Raw genomic sequence first — 20,756 nt, 5'->3', positions numbered from 1 at the left:
GCAGGGCAATCAGCCGATCAGTTGCAGGCCGGCTTGCTGGACCATTTCCAGCAGGGGTTGCGGGTACACACCCAGTACGAAAGCAAGAATGGCGATGGCCAGCAGCATGACGCCACCGGTGCGCTGCTCCCACTTCAGCGGTGCGTCGTGGCGACGCAGGTTCGGCTCGACCAGGTACAGGGTGACCATGACACGCAGGTAGTAGTACACGCCGATGGCGCTGCCGATCACCAGGGCCCCAACCAGCCACCACAGGTGCGACTCGACACCGGTGGCGATGATGTAGAACTTGCCGATGAAACCGGCGGTCAGCGGGATGCCCGCCAGCGACAGCATCATCACGGTCAGCACTGCAGTCAGGTACGGGCGGCGCCAGAACAGGCCGCGGTATTCGTACAGGGCATCGGCGTCACGGCCGCCATAGGGCGAGGACATCAGGGTGATGACCCCGAAGGCGCCCAGGCTGGTGATCACGTAGGTGACCAGGTACACGCCCATGGCTTCCAGGGCCAGGCCCTTGCTGGCGATCAGGGCGATGAGCAGGTAACCGAAGTGGGCGATGGACGAGTAACCAAGCAGGCGCTTGAGGTTGCTCTGGGTCAGCGCCAGCAGGTTACCGACCAGGATGGAGGCAACGGCGATGACCGCCAGTACGGTGCTCAGCACGCCGCTGCTGGCAGCAGGGGAGAGCATGAACAGGCGCACGACCACGGCGAACACCGCGACCTTGCTTGCGGTTGCGAGGAATGCGGCAACCGGCGCCGGGGCGCCTTCGTACACGTCCGGGGTCCACAGGTGGAAAGGTACCAGCGACAGCTTGAAGGCCAGGCCGACCAGCATCATGCCCAGGCCCAGTTGGGCCACCAGGCTTGGCATGCTGGTAGCCGCCAGGGCCTTGCCAATCTGGTCGAAGCTCAGGCTGCCGGCGTCGGCGTACAGCAAGGCCATGCCGAACAGCAGGAACGCTGAACCGGCGGCCGACAGCACCATGTACTTGATACCGGCTTCCAGCGAGCGCTTGTTGAAGAACGCATAGGCCACCAGGCCGTAGACCGGCACCGACAGCAGCTCCAGGCCGATGAACAGCCCCGCCAGGTGGTTGGCGCTGACCAGCACCAGGCCACCGAGTGCCGACATCAGCAGCAGCAGGTAGAGCTCTTCACGGTTGCCCGGGAAGCCTTTGGAGCCTTCGCCCAGGTAGGCGTGGGCCAGGGTGACGCAAGCCAGCGTGGCCACCAGGATGATCGCCATGTACAGGCAGGCGAACTTGTCGATGGTCAGCAGCGGGGTGACCGCCAACGGTGCCACCTTCAGCACCGGCAGGATCGACAGCAGCGCCAGGTTCAGGCCCACGGTGGACAGCAGGAAGGTTTGCGAGTGGTTGCGCTTCCAGGCGATCGCCAGCATCACCACCACCGTGGTGATGGTGGTGATCAGCATCGGCGCCAATGCGATGAAGTGTTGAGTGGTGAATTCCATAGCGCTCTTACCGGGCCGAAGCGAGTTGAGTGAAAGCGGAGCCGAGCCACTGCTGCACACCACTCATGGTGGCGGCAGAGGTGTCGAGGAATGGCTGCGGATACACGCCCAGCAGGATCAGCAGGACCGCCAGGCCCAGCACCATGATCAGCTCGCGACCGTCCATGCCGGCCAGTACGGTGTCGCTCTTGGCCGGGCCGAAGTAGGCGCGGTGGATCATGATCAGCGAGTACACCGAGCCAAATACCAGGCCGGTGGTGGCGATCACGGTGATCCACGGTACATGCACGAAGCTGCCGAGCAGGATCAGGAACTCGCCGACGAAGTTGCCGGTGCCGGGCAGGCCCAGCGAGGCAGCGGCGAAGAACAGGCTGATGGCGGGCAGGTAGGCGATACGGTGCCACAGGCCGCCCATCTGGCGCATGTCACGGGTGTGCAGGCGCTCGTACAGCTGGCCCGACAGGATGAACAGCGCGGCAGCCGACAGGCCGTGGGCCAGCATCTGGATTACCGCGCCTTGCAGGGCCTGCTGGCTGCCGGAGTAGATACCGATCAGCACGAAGCCCATGTGCGAGACGCTGGAGAAGGCGATCAGGCGCTTGATGTCGGTTTGCGCGAAAGCCAGGAACGCACCGTAGAAGATGCCGATCAGGCCCAGGGTCATGGCAATCGGCGCGAACTCGGCCGAGGCGTTCGGGAACAGCGGCAGGGCGAAGCGCAGCAGGCCATAGGCCGCAGTCTTCAGCAGGATACCGGCCAGGTCCACGGAACCTGCAGTGGGCGCCTGGGCGTGAGCGTCAGGCAACCAGGAGTGGAACGGCACCACCGGCAGCTTCACCGCAAAGGCGATGAAGAAGCCCAGCATCAGCAGGTATTCCACGCCCGCAGGCAACTGGGCCTTGAGCAGGTCGCTGTAGTTGAAGGTGAGCACGCCGGTGGTGTTGTAGTTGACCAGGACCAGGCCAAGGATCGCCACCAGCATGATCAGGCCGCTGGCCTGGGTGAAGATGAAGAACTTGGTCGCCGCGTAGATCCGGGTCTTCTTGCCATCTGCCGAGCTGTGACCCCAGAGCGCGATGAGGAAGTACATCGGCACCAGCATCATTTCCCAGAAGAAGAAGAACAGGAACAGGTCCAGTGCCAGGAACACACCGACCACGCCGCCCAGGATCCACATCAGGTTGAGGTGGAAGAAGCCGACGTGACGCTGGATTTCTTTCCACGAGCACAGGACCGACAGCACACCGAGCAGGCCGGTAAGCAGGATCATCAGCAGCGAGAGGCCATCGAGGGCCAGGTGGATGCTGATGCCGAAGCGCTGGATCCACTGGACTTTGTATTCCAGGGCCCAGGCCGGTTCGGCGCCAGGTGCGGGGGCGAGGGTGTAATCGCCGTGAGCCCACAGCCACAGGCCGATGCCTAGCAGCAGGGACATGGTCAGCAGCGCGATCCAGCGCGGCAGGGTGGCGCCGAAGCGCTCACCCAGCCAGCACAGGAAGCCGCCGATGAAGGGGATCAGGATCAGCCAAGGCAAAATCATGACGGGTTCGTTTCCTTTTGCAGGGTCGCAAGGTTCGCAAAGTTCATGGTCATACCGCAGCCACTACCACAGCGCCGAGTACCAGCACTGCGCCAACGGCGATCGAGGCGGTGTACCAGCGCAGTTGGCCTGTCTCGGTCTTGCTCATGGCGACGTGGCCGCCGCGAGCCAGGCGAGGGATGAGGGCAATGCCGCGGTCAACCGGATCCTTGCGCAGCATGTGGCTGATCAGCAGGTAAGGTTTGACGAACAGCTTGTCGTAGATCCAGTCGAAGCCCCAGGCAGCGAACCACCAGGCCGAAAGCACGCGGCCGATGCTGCTGTTGGCCACCGCACTGACGAAGCTGCGCTTGCCCAGGAACAGCAGGGCTGCCAGCAGGATACCGGCAATGGCGATCGACCCCGAGGTGATTTCCAGCGCGTGCTTGGCGGCGCCACCGGCATGGCCGGCGCTTTCAGGCAGCACGCCGGCCAGCGGTGGGGTGATCCAGGCACCGATGAAGGTCGACAGCACGATCAGTACGCCCAGCGGCAGCCAGTGGCTGATGCCGTGGCCGGCATGCGCTTCGGTCTTGGCTTCGCCGTGGAAGGCGATGAAGATCAGGCGGAAGGTGTACAGCGAGGTCATGAATGCGCCCACCAGGCCGGCGTACAGCAGGCCGGTGTTGCCGCTGGCGAAGGCTTCCCAGAGGATCTCGTCCTTGGAGTAGAAGCCTACCGTCACGATCGGCAGGGCGGCCAGGGCCGCGCCACCGACCACGAAGCTGGCATAGGCCAGGGGCAGTTTCTTCCACAGGCCGCCCATCTTGAAGATGTTCTGCTCGTGGTGGCAGGCCACGATCACCGCACCGGAGGCCAGGAACAGCAGTGCCTTGAAGAACGCGTGGGTCATCAGGTGGAAGATCGCCGCGTCCCAGGCACCGACGCCCAGGGCCAGGAACATGTAGCCGATCTGGCTCATGGTCGAGTAGGCGAGGATACGCTTGATGTCGGTTTGCACCAGCGCAGCGAAGCCGGCCAGTACCAGGGTCACGCCACCGACTACGCCTACCAGGTGCAGGATGTCGGGTGCCAGCAGGAACAGGCCGTTGGTACGGGCGATCAGGTACACGCCCGCAGTCACCATGGTCGCGGCGTGGATCAGTGCCGAAACCGGGGTCGGGCCGGCCATCGCGTCCGCCAGCCAGGTCTGCAGTGGCAACTGGGCCGATTTACCCACCGCACCACCCAGCAGCATCAGCGTTGCCAGCACCATCCAGGTGTCGCCCGCCTGGAATTTCTGTGGTGCCAGCACCAGCAGCTCCTGCACGTTCAAGGTACCCAGTTGGGCGAACAGGATGAACAGGCCGATGGCCATGAACACGTCGCCGATGCGGGTGACGATGAATGCCTTGAGCGCGGCATTACCGTTGTTGCGGTTGCTGTAGTAGAAACCGATCAACAGGTACGAGCACAGGCCCACGCCTTCCCAGCCGAAGTAGATGAACAGCAGGTTATCGCCAAGGATCAGGAACAGCATGCTGGCGATGAACAGGTTGGTGTACGAGAAGAAGCGCGAGTAGCCGGCTTCGCCACGCATGTACCAGGAGGCGAACAGGTGGATCAGGAAGCCGACACCGGTGACCACGCCGAGCATGGTGACCGACAGGCCGTCCAGGTACAGCGTGAAGTTCGGCGCGAAGCCGTCCACCGACATCCATTGCCACAGCAACTGGCTGTAAGCGCCGCCTTCAGGTGGGGCGACGTTGAATTGCCAGATGACGTAGGCGGCCGTGGCCGCCGACAGGCCTACCGAGCCGACGCCGATCAGCGCGGACAGGTTCTCCGAGAACCGTCCGCGCGAGAACGACAGCAGCAGGAAGCCGATGAGGGGAAAGACGAAAGTCAGGAAGAGAAGGTTCATCCGCGCATCTCACTGGCAGCATCGATGTCGAGAGTGTGGAACCGGCGGTACAGCTGCAGCAGGATGGCCAGGCCAATGCTGGCCTCGGCAGCTGCCAGGCTGATCACCAGAATGAACATCACCTGGCCGTCGGGCTGGACCCAACGGGCCCCGGCGACGACGAACGCCAGGGCAGAGGCGTTCATCATGACTTCCAGGCTCATGAGCACGAAGAGGATGTTGCGGCGGACCATCAGGCCAACCAGACCTAAGCAGAACAGGATGCCGGCGACTGCCAGGCCATGTTCGAGAGGGATAGCACCCATGATTTACTCCTTCGCCTCGTTGCGGCCCAGGTGGAAGGCGGTCACAGCTGCCGCCAGCAGCAGCATCGACGCCAGTTCGACCACCAGCAGGTAGGGGCCGAACAGGCTGACCCCCACGGCTTTCGGGCCCACGGTGGTACCGCTGATGCCGGCGCCGCTCGGGGTGACGAACAGCACGTACAGCAGCTCTGCCAGCAGCAGGGCGCCAAGGATGACCGGCCCGGCCCAGATGCCGGGCTTGAGCCAGCCGCGCTCCTGGGCCACCGAAGCCGGCCCGAGGTTGAGCATCATCACCACGAACACGAACAGCACCATGATGGCGCCGGCGTAGGCGATCACTTCCAGGGCACCGGCGAACGGTGCACCCAGGGAGAAGAAGATCATGGCCACGGAAATCAGCGAAATGATCAGGTAAAGCAAGGCGTGCACGGGGTTGGTGCCGGTCACCACCCGAAGGGTGGACACCACGGCGATCCCGGATGCGAAGTAGAAAGCGAATTCCATCTTTCTGTCCTTATGGGAGCAAGCTCTTCACGTTGATCGGCTCGGCTTCGTTCTGTGCAGCGCCTTTCGGCTTGCCAGCGATGGCCATACCCGCAACACGGTAGAAGTTGTAGTCAGGGTTCTTGCCGGGGCCGGAGATCAGCAGATCTTCTTTCTCGTACACCAGGTCCTGACGCTTGAACTCGGCCATTTCGAAATCCGGAGTCAGCTGGATCGCGGTGGTCGGGCACGCTTCTTCACACAGGCCGCAGAAGATGCAGCGCGAGAAGTTGATGCGGAAGAACTCCGGGTACCAGCGGCCGTCCTCGGTTTCGGCTTTCTGCAGCGAGATGCAGCCGACCGGGCAGGCCACCGCGCAGAGGTTGCACGCTACGCAGCGCTCCTCGCCGTCGGGGTCGCGGGTGAGCACGATGCGGCCGCGGTAGCGCGGCGGCAGGTAGACGGGCTCTTCGGGGTACTGCAGGGTGTCGCGTTTGCGAAACCCGTGGGAGAACACCATGGCCAGGCTGCGCAGCTGGGTGCCGGTGCCTTTAACGATGTCGCCGATATACTTGAACATGGGTCAAATCCTCACTGGGCCGCGACGGCTGGCGTGTTGTAGAGCACGAGCGCAGCGGTCACCAGCAAATTGATCAGGGTCAGCGGCAGGCAGAACTTCCAGCTGAAGTCCATCACCTGGTCATAGCGTGGGCGCGGGATCGAGGCGCGCAGCAGGATGAACAGCATGATGAAGAACGCGGTCTTCAATGCGAACCACAGGAACGGCAGTTGCGGCAGGATGCCGAACGGGCCGTGCCAGCCGCCGAAGAACAGGGTTACCAGCAGCGCCGAGATGAGGATGATGCCGATGTACTCACCGACGAAGAACATGCCCCACTTCATGCCGGCATACTCGATGTGGTAGCCGTCGGCCAGTTCCTGTTCCGCTTCCGGCTGGTCGAACGGGTGACGGTGAGTCACGGCCACGCCAGCGATGAAGAAGGTGCAGAAGCCGAAGAACTGCGGAATGATGAACCACAGGTTCTGCGCCTGGTACTCGACGATGTCGCGCATGTTGAACGAACCCACCTGCACCACCACGCCCATCAGCGCCAGGCCCAGGAACACTTCGTACGACACGGTCTGTGCCGAAGCCCGCAAGCTGCCCAACAGGGCGTACTTGTTGTTCGACGACCAGCCGGCAAACAGCACCGCGTAGACCGACAGGCCGGCCATGGCGAAGAAGAACAGCAGGCCGATGTTCAGGTCGGCGACGCCCCAGCCCGGGGTGATCGGGATGATCGAGAAGCCGATCAGCAGGGCGCTCATGGCCACGACTGGCGCCAGGGTGAAGATCATCTTGTCGACGAAGGGCGGGTTCCAGTCTTCCTTGAAGAACATCTTCAGCATGTCGGCTGCGATCTGGAACATGCCGAACGGGCCGACACGGTTCGGACCGTAGCGGTCCTGCCACCAGCCCAGCAAGCGGCGTTCGACGAAGCTGAGCAGCGCGCCGCAGACCACCACGGCCAACAGCACCACGATAGCCTTGACGACCTGGATGATCACATCGATCACTTCGGGGGTGAACCAGCTCATTGTGCTGCCTCCTGCAGACCTTCGACGGGTGCACCGAAGATGGCAGGCGGAATGCCGGCCAGGCCTTTCGGCAGCGCGACCAGGCCAGCGCCCAGCTCTTCATTGATACGCAGCGGCAGGCGCAGGGCCACACCGGCAACGGTCAGGCTCAGCAGCGCACCTTCGTTGACGCCCAGGCGGTCGGCCTCGGACTTGGCCAGGGCCACGTAGGCCGCCGGAATACGCTGTTGCACCGGGGCGGCGCGCGAGGAGCTTTCTTCACTGCCGAACAGGTGGAAGAACGGCACCGCCGTCCAGGTGCCACGGGCCGGGTTGAAGGCGCCCGGAATGGCGCTGAACCAGTTCAGGCGGTCGCCTTGCGACTCGATCAGGCGCACGCCCGGGTCACCAGCACGCAGGTGGCCACCGACCTCGTCCTGGAACTTGTTCCAGGCTTGCGGCGAGTTCCAGCCCGGCGACCAGGCGAACGGCACCTGCTGGCGCGGTTCGGCCGAACCCGAGTAGCCTTCCATGGAGAAGGCGAACGCGGTGTCCTTGTCTTGCGGGGTACGTGGCTCGTGCACGCTGATGTTGGCGCGCATGGCGGTACGGCCGGAGTAGCGCAGCGGCTCGCGGGCCAGCTTCATGCCCTTGATGCGGAACGCGGCGCTTGGCGCGGCATTGACGATGCCGGCCAGTTGCGGCGCGGCAGCCGCACAGGCGCTGGTGACGTGGTCCAGTTGCGTCCAGTCGACCGGCTTGTTCAGCAGGGTGGCACGCAGGGCGTGCATCCAGCGCCAGCCTTCGTGGATCTGGATGCTGCTGTCCAGGTACTGCGGGTCGAACACCTGGAAGAAGCGCTGGGCACGGCCTTCCTGGCTGACCAGGGTACCGTCGCCTTCGGCGAACGAGGCGGCCGGCAACACCAGGTGGGCGCGGTCGACCGTCGGGGTTTTCGAGTGGTCGGCGACGATCACCACTTTGGCGGCCGCCAGGGCTGCGTCGACCTTGGCAGCCGCTACGCGGGCGTACAGGTCGTTTTCCAGCACCACGATCGCATCGGCTTTGCCGCTGATGACGGCGTCCAGCGCGGCATCCACCGACTCGCCACCGAGCATGGCCAGGCCGATGCTGTTGGCCTCTGGCACCACCAGGCTCAGGGAGCCGTTTTTCTCGCGCAGCTTCAGGGCCTTGGCGATGTTGGCGGCGGCTTCGATCAGGGCCGGGTCGGCCAGCGAAGTGCCCGCTACCACCAATGGGCGCTTGGCGGCCACCAGGGCGTCGGCGATGCGCTGGGCCAGGGCTTTGGCTTCGGCGTCCAGGCCTTCGACAGCCGGGGCGCTCGGGTCGATGGCGTGAGCCACGGCGAAGCCGAGGCGGGCCAGGTCGGCGGGGGCTGCGTGTACACACTCTTCCGCCACGTCGTCCAGCTTGGTTTGCGCCAGCGAAGCGATGAACAGCGGGTACAGCGCGTGCTGGCCGATGTTCTTCACGGCAGCGTCGAGCCAAGGCTGCACCTTCATCGCTTCGGCCATGGCCTCGGCCTTGCCCTTGGTCGCCTGGCGCACAGCCAGGGCGACGCGGGCAGCGGTCTGGGTCAGGTCTTCACCCAGCACGAACACGGCGTCGTGGTCTTCGATATCGCGCAGGGTCGGCACCGGCAGCGGGCTGTTGTTCAGCACGTCCAGGGCCAGGCGCACCCGGGCCAGCTCGCCAGCTTCCATGCCCGAGTAGAAGTACTCGGCACCGACCAGCTCACGCAGGCCGTAGTTGCTTTCGAGGCTGGCACGTGGCGAACCGATGCCGACGATGGTGCGGCCGCGCAGCAGGTCGGCGGCCTTGTCCAGGGCGGCGTCCAGGCCCAGCTTGGTGCCGTCGGCCAGTTGTGGCTGGCGCGGGCGGTCCGTGCGGTTGACGTAACCGTAGCCAAAGCGGCCGCGGTCGCACAGGAAGTACTGGTTCACCGAACCGTTGAAGCGGTTTTCGATACGGCGCAGCTCGCCATAGCGCTCGCCTGGGCTGATGTTGCAGCCGCTGGAGCAGCCATGGCAGATGCTCGGGGCAAACTGCATGTCCCACTTGCGGTTGTAGCGCTCGGAGTGGGTCTTGTCGGTGAACACGCCTGTTGGGCAGACTTCGGTCAGGTTGCCGGAGAACTCGCTTTCCAGCACGCCGTCTTCGACGCGACCGAAGTACACGTTGTCGTGGGCGCCGTAGACACCCAGGTCGGTCCCGCCGGCGTAGTCCTTGTAGTAGCGCACGCAGCGATAGCAGGCGATGCAGCGGTTCATCTCATGGGCGATGAACGGGCCGAGGTCCTGGTTCTGGTGGGTACGCTTGGTGAAACGGTAGCGGCGCTCGTTGTGGCCGGTCATTACCGTCATGTCCTGCAGGTGGCAGTGACCGCCTTCCTCGCACACCGGGCAGTCGTGCGGGTGGTTGGTCATCAGCCATTCGACGACGCTGGCGCGGAACGCCTTGGACTCTTCATCGTCGATGGAGATCCAGGTGCCGTCGGAAGCAGGGGTCATGCAGGACATAACGATACGACCACGGGTGTCGTTCTCGTCGGTGTACTGCTTGACCGCGCACTGCCGGCAGGCACCCACGCTACCAAGCGCGGGGTGCCAGCAGAAATAAGGGATGTCGAGGCCGAGTGACAGACACGCCTGTAACAGGTTGTCAGCACCGTTGACTTCGAGCGCTTTGCCGTCTACGTGGATAGTGGCCATTGTTCAAAGTTCTTCGTTGGCCCGCGTGAGCGGGCGTGGCTAATGGAAATCGGTGAGCCTGCGGCACGCCACGAGTCATTCGGGCCTGCCGACGGGCTGGCGGGTGGCACGGACCACCCGCGTTCTATCTTTTTATGCGCCGACCACAATCGGCTTCGCCAGGTTCGGGCGCAGGGTGCCAGCGCTTTCAGGCGCCACACCGGCCTCGAACTCCGAGCGGAAGTATTTGATGGCACTGCCCAATGGCTCGACGGCACCCGGTGCGTGAGCACAGAAGGTACGGCCTGGGCCGAGGAAGTTGACCAGCCCCAGCAGCGTCTCGATGTCTTCGGCGCGGCCCTGGCCGTTTTCCAGTGCGCGCAGCATTTTCACGCTCCACGGCAGGCCGTCACGGCAAGGGGTGCACCAGCCACACGACTCGCGGGCGAAGAACTCTTCCATGTTGCGCAGCAGCGACACCATGTTGACGCTGTCGTCTACCGCCATGGCCAGGCCCGTACCCATGCGGGTGCCGACCTTGGCGATGCCACCGGCGTACATCTGCGCGTCGAGGTGCTCGGGCAGCAGGAAGCCGGTACCGGCGCCGCCTGGCTGCCAGCACTTGAGCTTGAAGCCGTCACGCATGCCACCGGCGTAGTCCTCGAACAGCTCGCGGGCGGTAACGCCGAACGGCAGCTCCCACAGGCCCGGGTTCTTGACCTTGCCGGAGAAGCCCATCAGCTTGGTGCCGTGGTCTTCGCTGCCTTCACGGGCCAGCGACTTGTACCAGTCGTTGCCGTTGGCGACGATGGCTGGCACGTTGCACAGGGTTTCGACGTTGTTCACGCAGGTCGGTTTGCCCCATACACCCACGGCAGCAGGGAAGGGCGGTTTGGAGCGCGGGTTGGCGCGGCGGCCTTCCAGCGAGTTGATCAGCGCGGTTTCTTCACCGCAGATGTAGCGCCCGGCACCGGTGTGCACGAACAGCTCGAAATCGAAACCGCTGCCCAGGATGTTCTTGCCCAAAAGGCCTGCGGCCTTGGCTTCATCGATGGCGCGGTTGAGGTTCTTCGCGGCGGTGGTGTATTCGCCGCGCAGGAAGATGTAGCCGCGGTAGGCCTTCAGGGCGCGGGCGCTGATCAGCATGCCCTCCACCAGCAGATGGGGCTGTTGCTCCATCAGCATGCGGTCCTTCCAGGTGTTGGGCTCCATTTCGTCCGCGTTGCACAGCAGGTAGCGGATGTTCATGGATTCGTCTTTGGGCATCAGGCCCCACTTCACCCCGGTGGGGAAGCCGGCGCCACCACGGCCCTTGAGGCCGGAGTCCTTGACGCTTTGCACGATATCGTCGGCGGACATGTCTGCCAGCGCCTTGCGCGCGGCGGCGTAGCCGTTCTTCGATTCATACTCGGCCAGCCATACCGGTTCGCCGTCGTCACGCAGGCGCCAGGTCAGCGGGTGGGTTTCGGCCGTGCGCGCGATGCGGTTGGCCGGGCCGAAGGAAGTAATGGTCATACGTAACCCTCCAGCAGTTTGGAAACGCCAGCCGGCTGCACGTCACCGAAGGTGTCGTCGTCGATCATCAGCGCCGGGGCTTTGTCGCAGTTGCCCAGGCAGCATACCGGCAGCAGGGTGAAGCGGCCGTCTGCGGTAGTCTGGCCAAGGCCGATGCCCAGTTCGCTCTGGATCTGGCTGACCACCGATTCGTGGCCGCCGATGTAGCAGACCATGCTGTCGCACACGCGGATGATGTGGCGGCCGACTGGCTGGCGGAAAATCTGGCTGTAGAAGGTGGCTACACCTTCGACGTCGCTGGCCGGAATGCCCAGCACTTCGCCGATGGCGTGAATGGCGCCGTCCGGCACCCAGCCGCGTTCCTTCTGAACGATCTTCAGGGCTTCGATGGACGCCGCGCGCGGGTCCTCGTAGTGGTGCATTTCGTGCTCGATGGCCGAGCGCTCGGTTTCGCTCAGGGCGAAACGGTCTGTCTGGATAAGCGTGCTGTTCATGCTTAGCGGTCCACGTCAGCCATAACGAAGTCGATACTGCCCAGGTACGCAATGAGGTCGGCGACCATGCTGCCTTTGATCACCGATGGGATCTGCTGCAGGTGCGGGTAGCTCGGGGTACGGATCCGGGTGCGGTAGCTCATGGTGCCGCCATCGCTCGTCAGGTAGTAACTGTTGATGCCCTTGGTTGCCTCGATCATCTGGAACGACTCGTTGGCCGGCATCACCGGGCCCCACGAGACTTGCAGGAAGTGCGTGATCAGGGTTTCGATGTGCTGCAGGGTGCGCTCTTTCGGCGGCGGCGTGGTCAGCGGGTGATCCGCCTTGTACGGGCCTTCCGGCATGTTGCGCAGGCACTGGTCGATGATGCGGATACTCTGGCGCATCTCCTCGACACGGACCATGCAGCGATCGTAGGCATCGCCGTTGTGGGCCAGCGGTACTTCGAACTCGAAGTTCTCGTAGCCGGAGTAAGGGCGGGCTTTGCGCAGGTCGAAGTCGCAACCGGTGGCGCGCAGGCCGGCACCGGTGGTGCCCCAGGCCAGTGCTTCCTTGGTGTTGTAGGCAGCGACGCCGATGGTACGGCCCTTGAGGATGCTGTTCTGCAAGGCCGCCTTGGTGTACTCGTCGAGGCGCTTGGGCAGCCATTCGACGAAGTCCTTGACCAGCTTGTCCCAGCCGCGCGGCAGGTCGTGGGCGACGCCACCGATACGGTACCAGGCCGGGTGCAGGCGGAAACCGGTGATCGCCTCGATCACGGTGTAGGCGCGCTGGCGGTCGGTGAAGGTGAAGAACACCGGGGTCATGGCACCCACGTCCTGAATATAGGTGCCCAGGAACAGCAGGTGGCTGGTGATGCGGAAGAACTCGGCGAGCATGATGCGGATCACGTCGACCTTCTGCGGCACCTGGATGCCGGCCAGCTTCTCCACCGCGAGCACGTACGGCAGGTTGTTCATCACCCCGCCGAGGTAGTCGATACGGTCGGTGTAGGGGATGAAGCTGTGCCAGGACTGGCGCTCGGCCATTTTCTCGGCGCCACGGTGGTGGTAGCCGATGTCCGGTACGCAGTCGACGATCTCTTCACCGTCCAGCTGCAGCACGATACGGAATGCACCGTGCGCCGAAGGGTGGTTGGGGCCGAGGTTGAGGAACATGTAGTCCTCGTTGGCGCCCTGACGCTTCATGCCCCAGGCTTCGGGGTTGAAGCGCGCCGATTCCTCTTCGAGCTGCTGCTTGGCCAGGGTCAGGCTGTACGGGTCGAACTCGGTGGCACGGGCCGGGTAGTCCTTGCGCAGCGGGTGGCCTTCCCAGGTGGGGGGCATCATGATGCGGCTGAGGTGCGGGTGGCCGGCAAAGTCGATGCCAAACATGTCCCAGACTTCGCGCTCGTACCAGTTGGCGTTCGGCCAGATGCTGGTCACCGATGGCAGGTTGAGGTCGCCTTCGCTGAGCGACACCTTGATCATCACGTCGCTGTTACGCTCGATCGACAGCAGGTGGTAGAACACGCTGAAGTCGGCGGCTGGCAGGCCGCGGCGCTGGGTACGCAGGCGTTCGTCGACGCCGTGCAGGTCGTACAGCATGCTGTACGGCTTGGCCACGCCACGCAGGAAGCTCAACACTTCCTTGAGTTGGGCGCGCTTGACCCACAGCACGGGCATGCCGGTGCGGGTTTCCTGGGCGACGAATGCTTCGGCGCCAAAACGGTTGTGCAGTTCGACGACCACATCCTGGTCGTCAGCCTTGTAGGGCGGAATGAAAATAGCGTTGTCCGCTGTCATGGTCTCGGTCGCTTTGGGTCAACGTTAAGAATGAAGCCAGGCCGCCGGCTCCATGGGGAGCGGGCGGCAGGTCGCTGGATCAGACTTCGTCGGGGCTGCGCAGGTTGGTTACGGCAATGCGCTGCTCGCGACGCATGTCTTTCTGGGCTGGCATCTCGGCACGGTAAATACCTTGATCACCAACAACCCAGGAAAGCGGGCGTCGTTCTTGGCCAATCGACTCCTGCAGCAGCATCAAGCCTTGCAGGAAAGCCTCAGGGCGTGGCGGGCAGCCAGGCACATAGACGTCCACGGGGAGGAACTTGTCGACCCCCTGAACGACCGAGTAGATGTCGTACATGCCACCGGAATTGGCGCACGACCCCATGGAGATCACCCACTTGGGCTCGAGCATCTGCTCGTACAGGCGCTGGATGATCGGCGCCATTTTCACGAAGCAGGTACCGGCAATGACCATGAAGTCGGCCTGACGCGGCGAGGCCCGGATGACTTCGGCGCCGAAGCGGGCGATGTCGTGAGGTGCGGTGAAGGCCGTGGTCATTTCCACGTAGCAGCAGGACAGGCCGAAGTTGTACGGCCACAGTGAGTTCTTGCGACCCCAGTTGACCGCGCCACGCAGCACATCTTCGAGCTTACCCATGAAGATGTTCTTGTGGACCTGGTCCTCCAGCAGCTGATCGGTGACGGTTTCCCGTTCACCGACCGGGTACTGCTCGTTGGGCGCATCCGGATCGATTCTGGTGAGATTGTATTGCATGCCAAAGCCTCATTGTTTCAGCTTCGCTTGCCGCTTGCGGCGACCTTCGGGAGCCCAATCAAGTGCCCCGACGCGCCATAGGTAGACAAGACCTGCCAACAGAATTGCTATGAAAACGAGTGCTTCGACGAACCCGGTCCAGCCGCTTTCGCGGACGGACACAGACCATGCAAAGAGAAAGAGGGCTTCGATATCGAAGATCACGAACAGCATCGCGACCAGATAGAATTTGGCGGACAGGCGCAGGCGGGCGCTGCCGACGGGCAGCATGCCGGATTCGAAGGGTTCGTTCTTGGCGCGGCCCCATGCCTTGCTACCGAGCAGGCTGGACAGGCCGAGCATGAAGGCGCACAGGCCGACGACACCCAGGAGGAAGATGGCAAAGCCCCAGTTGTGGGCGATGAGTCCTGCCGAATCGGACATGCTAGAAATCCTTATACAGAGACCCAGCTCTGCAGTCTGAAATAAGTGTAGAGCGGCGACCTGGTGTCGCACATGCAGTGACCAAATGTCGCAGCTGAATCAATCGCGCTGATTTTATGGGTAAACCTGGTGCAAGTAAAATTTCTGTAGCAAATTTATCCGTAGGATTTAGTGCAACAGCAGCGCGTAAATGGCTGAAAGCCTTGAAATTCGGGCATTGCGTGCGCTTTTGTTAATTATGTTTCTTGCGAGTGGTAACGAATTACAAGTTTCGTAATGATAATTAATATCATTTGGCCTGATGCCATTTAATTGGGCTGTTCTGAGCCTTGTAAAGTTCATCTGGCGAGTCCCCCTACTTGTAAATGCGAAAGGGCCGTGTTCTAGCAGCTTTGCGCGGCGGTTGCACCGCTCTGGGTCAATACTTTAGTGGTTGGGTCATGACTGGCTGATGAAGCGGCCGGCCAGTGCTGCCCTGGGTGCGGTGCTGCCACAAGCATAGACGTGATTGTGGGGTTTGTTGGGCTGGCGTGGGTCGCGTGAGGGCTGCCATTTGTATGGCGAAAGGAATGCAGCACCTGTGAGACCGAGCGCCGCCCGCGCGGCGCATCGCGGCTAAAGCCGCTCCTACGTTTGTTTCCGGCCAGTCCATCCTGTGCCAGGCGCGCGCGACCGCCTTGTTTGTACGTCGCCATATCGAGGCGTGCGCCAAAGCGTTCGCGCGCAAATCCCACAGGCATAACTGGCCCGAAACAAGCGTAGGAGCGAGCGCAGCTCGCGAAGCGCCGCGCGGGCGGCGCTCGATCTGCGCAACACCGCAAAAACCAAGGCAGGCACCTCGCCGCCCTGATGCGGTCCTTGCTGGTTTGCTGCCTCAAGATAGACCTGATTATGGGGTTTGTTGGGGCTGCCGTTGTGTCGCGTGAGGGCTGCCATTTGTATGGCGAAAGGAATGCAGCGCCTGTGAGACCGAGCGCCGCCCGCGCGGCGCATCGCCGGCAAGCCGGCTCCCACATCTGTTTCGAGCCAATGATGCCTGTGTGATTTGCGCGCGCCCCCTCTGGCGCATGGCTCGATACCGCGCCGTATGTGCTAGGCGGTCGCCTGCGCTGGCCCAGGATGGACTGGCCCGAAACAGATGTGGGAGCCGGCAAGCTGAACTGGCATGCAGCACAGAGGCACCCCTGATAGGCACGATTCGTCTGTAGGAGCGGCCTTGTGTCGCGAAAGGGCCGCAGAGCGGCCCCGGCAATTTTGCGGTGGCGCACAGATCCCGGGGGCGCTACGCACCCCTTTCGCGACACAAGGCCGCTCCTACAGGGTTCATCCGCGAAAGGGCCGGTACCGGCAAAAACAAAGGCCCGGCGCTTTTACAAGCGCCGGGCCTTCTTTCAACCGCAAGCCACTATCAGTGGAATTGCTCTTCTTCGGTCGAACCCGTCAGTGCAGTCACCGACGAAGCCCCACCCTGAATCACAGTGGTCATGTCGTCGAAGTAGCCAGTACCCACTTCCTGCTGGTGCGCCACGAAGGTGTAGCCCTTGCTGGCGTCAGCGAATTCCTGCTCCTGCAGCTTCACATAGGCGGTCATGTCGTTGCGGGCGTAGTCGTGCGCCAGGTTGAACATGCCGTGCCACATGTTGTGGATGCCGGCCAGGGTGATGAACTGGTGTTTGTAGCCCATGGCCGACAGTTCGCGCTGGAACTTGGCAATGGTGGCGTCGTCCAGGTTCTTCTTCCAGTTGAAGGAAGGCGAGCAGTTGTACGACAGGATCTGGTCCGGGTACTCCTTCTTGATCGCTTCGGCGAAGCGGCGGGCTTCGTCCAGGTCCGGTTTGGCAGTCTCGCACCAGATCAGGTCGGCATACGGCGCGTAGGCCAGGCCGCGGGCGATGGCCTGGTCGAGGCCGGCGCGTACCTTGTAGAAGCCTTCGCGGGTGCGCTCGCCAATCACGAACGGCTGGTCGTACGGGTCGCAGTCGCTGGTCAGCAAGTCGGCGGCGTTGGCGTCGGTACGGGCCAGGATAATGGTCGGCACACCCGACACGTCAGCAGCCAGGCGCGCGGCCACCAGCTTCTGCACGGCTTCCTGGGTCGGTACCAGTACCTTGCCACCCATGTGGCCGCACTTTTTCACCGAGGCCAGCTGGTCTTCGAAGTGCACGCCGGCGGCGCCTGCTTCGATCATGTTCTTCATCAGCTCGTAGGCGTTCAGTACGCCGCCGAAACCGGCTTCAGCGTCAGCCACGATCGGCGCGAAGTAGTCGATGTAGCCTTCGTCGCCCGGGTTCTTACCCGCTTTCCACTGGATCTGGTCAGCGCGGCGGAACGCATTGTTGATGCGCTTGACCACGGTCGGTACCGAGTCGACCGGGTACAGCGACTGGTCCGGGTACATGGACTCGGCCGAGTTGTTGTCGGCGGCAACCTGCCAGCCGGACAGGTAGATGGCCTGGATGCCGGCTTTTACCTGCTGGACTGCCTGGCCGCCAGTCAGGGCGCCCATGCAGTTGACGAAGTCTTTCTCAGGGCGGAAGGACGGGTGGGCACCTTCGGTGACCAGCTTCCACAGTTTCTCTGCACCCTGGCGGGCAAAGGTGTGCTCGGGTTGCACGGAGCCACGCAGGCGAACGACATCAGCGGCGGTGTAGGTACGGGTCACGCCTTTCCAGCGCGGGTTCTCGGCCCAGTCTTTCTCGAGGGCTGCAATTTGCTGTTCGCGTGTCAGTGCCATGGAAATAAACCTCGTCGCATCGATCTTGAGTTAATTGTGCTGATGCTCGGAGCAGATCAGGTGCCTGGCGGCTGTCCTGTTCGCAGGTGTGCGGCGGCGAACGCGAAGGCTCGAAGGGGAAGGAGAGTGCAGGCCAGGCAGAGGCGCCCCGGCAGGTCGGCTCGTGGATGCCTAACTGCGGTGCTACGCGATTGCCATTACTGCGGTGATGCGCTTCCGTCCCTCGGGACAACTTCTTCGTTGCAGTCGCAATCCCGTCGAACCGCCTTGTGGGCCGTATAGACACAAGGCGCCTCCGGGGGTGGGAGGAGCGCGCCTCGAAGGCCCTTGCCAGGGCCCCTGATTAGCGGGAGCGAGGCCATCATGCCCTTGGGAAAAACACCCTGTCAAATGTTTTGTAGTGGTTTTTTGTGCTTACTACATCTTTGGTCTAATACGACTTGTCAGTCAGTTTCAAGGCCTTTGGTCGAGGCCTTGAATTGCCTGGGATCAGTCGAGAAGGTCGACTTTTACACGCAAAGTCATGTTTTCACCGCGCTGGGTGCTGTAACTGCGGCTTGACGTACTGCGGTCCGCTTGGCTCTGCTGGTTGTAGCCCGCCAGGGTGATCCACTCGCCGAGCTTGCCAGTGATGGTTGTGTCGGTACTTTGCACTTTTACTACATCTGCACGTTCCTGGCTGATGCGGTCATTATTTGTGCTTATTTGCAGACGAACCGTTTCTCCGCTCAGAGTCGGGGTGACATAGAAACCTTGGGTCACGTTGCGGTATTCGGTGTTGCTCTGGAGGCGCCCGTAGCCGTCGGTGCTGGTGCTGGTAACCGGGATGCTCTGGCCAACCTGGATGAGTGCTGGCTGGCCTTCGCTGGCCTGAACTTGCTGCATGCCACCGTCGCGGTTGCTGGTGCCGTAGCGAATCACCTGGCCGTTGCCCCGGTTGTCCTGGAAGTTGCTGTCGTTGTTGTCAACGCTGATCAGCAGGCGCTTGGGCGCGGTATCCAGCTGCTGCAGCAAGGCACGCAGGTCGTCGATGCGCTCGGGGCTGGCGTTGACGATCAGCTTGTTCTCGAAGGCGCTGACCGTGCCGTCTTTGGCGATGAATGCCTGTGCGGCAGGCAGCAGTTCGGCACTGCTGCGGTGCTGCAGCGGCAATACCTCGGTGGCGGCCTGGGCGGTGAGGCTGGCGGCCAGCAGCAGGGCGGCGCATAGGGGGCGTAGCGGCATGTCCATGATCTCCGCAGGTGGGGTTGCCATGATGGCAAAGGCGTCCTGCCTGTGCTGGATGCACATCAAAAACTGCCTTTTATCCTGGCTTTATCCAGGAAACTATAAATTATAGTCAGCCAGATAATTGCAGATAATCGCCCTCCACAGGCCTTGCCAGGGAGCCTGAGAGCCCTTCGGCTACATTGCGCGGTGGCTGCTGTCAGACAAATTCCGTAACATCCCGCCTTCGATTTTTGCCCGCTCTAAAGGCCGTACAGGTGCCCCAGGCTGTTGTCCGGCTAATTACAGGATGCCCATGAAACACACCCGACTCCGCGCCGACCTGCTCGCCGGCCTGACCACTTCGTTCGCCTTGGTGCCCGAGTGCATCGCCTTTGCCCTGGTGGCCCACCTCAACCCGCTGATGGGCCTGTACGGTGCGTTCATCATTTGCACCTTGACCGCACTGTTCGGCGGTCGGCCGGGCATGATTTCCGGGGCTGCCGGCTCGATGGCGGTGGTGATCGTGGCGCTGGTGGTGCAGCACGGCGCGCAATACCTGCTGGCAACGGTGCTGCTGGGCGGGGTGGTGATGATTCTGTTCGGCCTGCTGCGCCTGGGCAAGCTGGTGCGCCTGGTGCCGTACCCGGTCATGCTGGGCTTCGTCAACGGCTTGGCCATTGTCATTGCAATGGCCCAGCTGGAGCATTTCAAAAACGGTGAGCACTGGCTCAGTGGCACGCCTTTGTACCTGATGATCGGCCTGGTGGCGCTGACCATGGCGGTGGTCTACCTCTTGCCGAAGCTCACCCGCGCCGTACCGCCGGCACTGGTGGCGATTCTTGGCGTTGGCTTGCTGGTGTACCTGCTCGGCTTGCCCACCCGCACCTTGGGTGACATGGCGCACATTGCTGGCGGCTTGCCGGGGCTGGCGCTGCCGGATGTGCCGTGGAACCTGGAAACCCTCAAGATCATCGCCCCCTACGCGGTGCTGATGGCCATGGTCGGCCTGCTGGAAACCCTACTCACGCTGAACCTGACCGACGAAATCACCGAAAGCCGCGGCTACCCGGACCGCGAGTGCGTGGCATTGGGCGCCGCGAACATGGTGTCGGGCCTGTGCGGTGGCATGGGGGGTTGCGCGATGATCGGGCAAACGGTGATCAACCTGAGCTCCAATGGCCGTGGCCGGCTGTCGGGTGTGGTAGCCGGGGTGATGATTCTGCTGTTCGTGTTGTTCCTGTCGCCTTTGATCGAGCGTATTCCCCTGGCGGCGCTGGTTGGCGTGATGTTCGTGGTGGCCCAGCAGACCTTTGCCTGGGCGTCCTTGCGGGTGTTGCACAAGGTGCCGGTCAACGATGTGCTGGCGATCATCGCGGTGACCGTGGTCACGGTGTTTACCGACCTGGCCATGGCAGTGCTATTCGGCATCGTGATCGCGGCGCTGAACTTTGCCTGGCAGCATGCCCGGGAGTTGTACGCCGACAGCCATGAAGACGCCGATGGCGGCAAACACTATCAGGTCCATGGCACGCTGTTCTTCGCCTCGACCACTTCATTTCTCGACCAGTTCGATGCCGCCAGCGACCCGGCCCAGGTCACGCTGGACTGCCAGCACCTGAGCTTTGTCGATTACTCGGCGGTTGCCGCACTGCAGACCTTGCGCGAGCGTTATGCCAAGGCGGGCAAGCACCTGCGCGTGGTGCATCTGTCGGAGCGGTGCAAGAAGCTGTTGAAGCGGGCAGGGGAGCAGCACTGAGAAAGGTTATTGTCTGTGCTGGCCTCTTCGCGGGCTCGCCCGCTCCCACAGGAATGGCGCAGGCGCTGCCCCAGTGGGAGCGGGC

The 20,756-nt window shown here is 62.9% G+C and carries 16 protein-coding genes; 1 reads left to right on the top strand and 15 read right to left on the bottom strand.

Annotated features, from left to right (window positions below; translation table 11 throughout):
• Positions 1-9: 9 nt before the first annotated feature.
• From nuoN to FPB55_RS16460, 15 genes are all read right to left on the bottom strand, one after another.
• Positions 10-1,479, bottom strand: coding sequence for an NADH-quinone oxidoreductase subunit NuoN (gene nuoN, locus FPB55_RS16540; RefSeq protein ID WP_009686417.1), 1,470 nt, complete (start codon positions 1,477-1,479; stop codon positions 10-12).
• Between the two features lie 7 nt (positions 1,480-1,486).
• A complete protein-coding gene (gene nuoM, locus FPB55_RS16535; protein ID WP_029886633.1) occupies positions 1,487-3,019 on the bottom strand; it encodes an NADH-quinone oxidoreductase subunit M in 1,533 nt (510 codons plus the stop codon).
• Between the two features lie 49 nt (positions 3,020-3,068).
• Positions 3,069-4,922: an NADH-quinone oxidoreductase subunit L gene (gene nuoL, locus FPB55_RS16530; protein WP_054904800.1), complete on the bottom strand. Its 1,854-nt coding sequence runs from the start codon at positions 4,920-4,922 to the stop codon at positions 3,069-3,071.
• Entirely contained in the window at positions 4,919-5,227 is a 309-nt protein-coding gene (nuoK, locus tag FPB55_RS16525) for an NADH-quinone oxidoreductase subunit NuoK (protein WP_003251446.1), read from the bottom strand. The genes nuoL and nuoK overlap by 4 nt, the downstream gene beginning before the upstream one ends.
• 3 nt (positions 5,228-5,230) lie before the next feature.
• Positions 5,231-5,731, bottom strand: coding sequence for an NADH-quinone oxidoreductase subunit J (gene nuoJ / locus FPB55_RS16520; protein ID WP_009686420.1), 501 nt, complete (start codon positions 5,729-5,731; stop codon positions 5,231-5,233).
• Between the two features lie 10 nt (positions 5,732-5,741).
• Positions 5,742-6,290 carry an NADH-quinone oxidoreductase subunit NuoI gene (gene nuoI, locus FPB55_RS16515; protein ID WP_016488223.1) on the bottom strand — a complete coding sequence of 183 codons (549 nt, stop codon included), beginning with the start codon at positions 6,288-6,290 and terminating at the stop codon, positions 5,742-5,744.
• Positions 6,291-6,301: 11 nt separating this feature from the next.
• Complete coding sequence (nuoH, locus tag FPB55_RS16510) at positions 6,302-7,309, bottom strand: NADH-quinone oxidoreductase subunit NuoH (protein ID WP_029886631.1); 1,008 nt, start codon at positions 7,307-7,309, stop codon at positions 6,302-6,304.
• Positions 7,306-10,020: an NADH-quinone oxidoreductase subunit NuoG gene (gene nuoG, locus FPB55_RS16505; RefSeq protein WP_029886630.1), complete on the bottom strand. Its 2,715-nt coding sequence runs from the start codon at positions 10,018-10,020 to the stop codon at positions 7,306-7,308. Before nuoG ends, nuoH begins: the two co-directional genes overlap by 4 nt.
• Before the next feature lie 132 nt (positions 10,021-10,152).
• Positions 10,153-11,514, bottom strand: coding sequence for an NADH-quinone oxidoreductase subunit NuoF (gene nuoF, locus FPB55_RS16500; RefSeq protein WP_009686424.1), 1,362 nt, complete (start codon positions 11,512-11,514; stop codon positions 10,153-10,155).
• Positions 11,511-12,008 (bottom strand): NADH-quinone oxidoreductase subunit NuoE, encoded by a 498-nt coding sequence (gene nuoE, locus FPB55_RS16495; protein ID WP_003251433.1) that lies wholly within the window; start codon positions 12,006-12,008, stop codon positions 11,511-11,513. The genes nuoF and nuoE overlap by 4 nt, the downstream gene beginning before the upstream one ends.
• 2 nt (positions 12,009-12,010) lie before the next feature.
• Positions 12,011-13,792 (bottom strand): NADH-quinone oxidoreductase subunit C/D, encoded by a 1,782-nt coding sequence (gene nuoC, locus FPB55_RS16490; RefSeq protein ID WP_009686425.1) that lies wholly within the window; start codon positions 13,790-13,792, stop codon positions 12,011-12,013.
• 79 nt (positions 13,793-13,871) lie between these two features.
• Entirely contained in the window at positions 13,872-14,549 is a 678-nt protein-coding gene (locus tag FPB55_RS16485) for an NADH-quinone oxidoreductase subunit B (RefSeq protein WP_009686426.1), read from the bottom strand.
• Between the two features lie 9 nt (positions 14,550-14,558).
• The gene (locus FPB55_RS16480) at positions 14,559-14,972 is read right to left on the bottom strand and encodes an NADH-quinone oxidoreductase subunit A (RefSeq protein WP_003251427.1); all 414 of its coding nucleotides are present in this window, start codon (positions 14,970-14,972) and stop codon (positions 14,559-14,561) included.
• 1,408 nt (positions 14,973-16,380) lie between these two features.
• Positions 16,381-17,706 carry an isocitrate lyase gene (aceA, locus tag FPB55_RS16465; protein ID WP_009684219.1) on the bottom strand — a complete coding sequence of 442 codons (1,326 nt, stop codon included), beginning with the start codon at positions 17,704-17,706 and terminating at the stop codon, positions 16,381-16,383.
• 489 nt (positions 17,707-18,195) lie between these two features.
• Positions 18,196-18,960, bottom strand: coding sequence for a secretin N-terminal domain-containing protein (locus FPB55_RS16460; RefSeq protein WP_172828396.1), 765 nt, complete (start codon positions 18,958-18,960; stop codon positions 18,196-18,198).
• A gap of 268 nt (positions 18,961-19,228) precedes the next feature.
• On the opposite strand from FPB55_RS16460, the gene FPB55_RS16455 reads away from it, so the two are divergent.
• The gene (locus FPB55_RS16455) at positions 19,229-20,671 is read left to right on the top strand and encodes a SulP family inorganic anion transporter (protein ID WP_009684217.1); all 1,443 of its coding nucleotides are present in this window, start codon (positions 19,229-19,231) and stop codon (positions 20,669-20,671) included.
• Positions 20,672-20,756 lie beyond the last annotated feature (85 nt).

The sequence above is a fragment of the Pseudomonas sp. BJP69 genome (assembly GCF_007633355.1).
In the GTDB taxonomy this organism is placed as follows: Bacteria; Pseudomonadota; Gammaproteobacteria; order Pseudomonadales; family Pseudomonadaceae; genus Aquipseudomonas; species Aquipseudomonas juntendi.
Note: the sequence above shows the minus strand (reverse complement) of the source record. Positions and strands in the feature narration are given on the sequence as shown.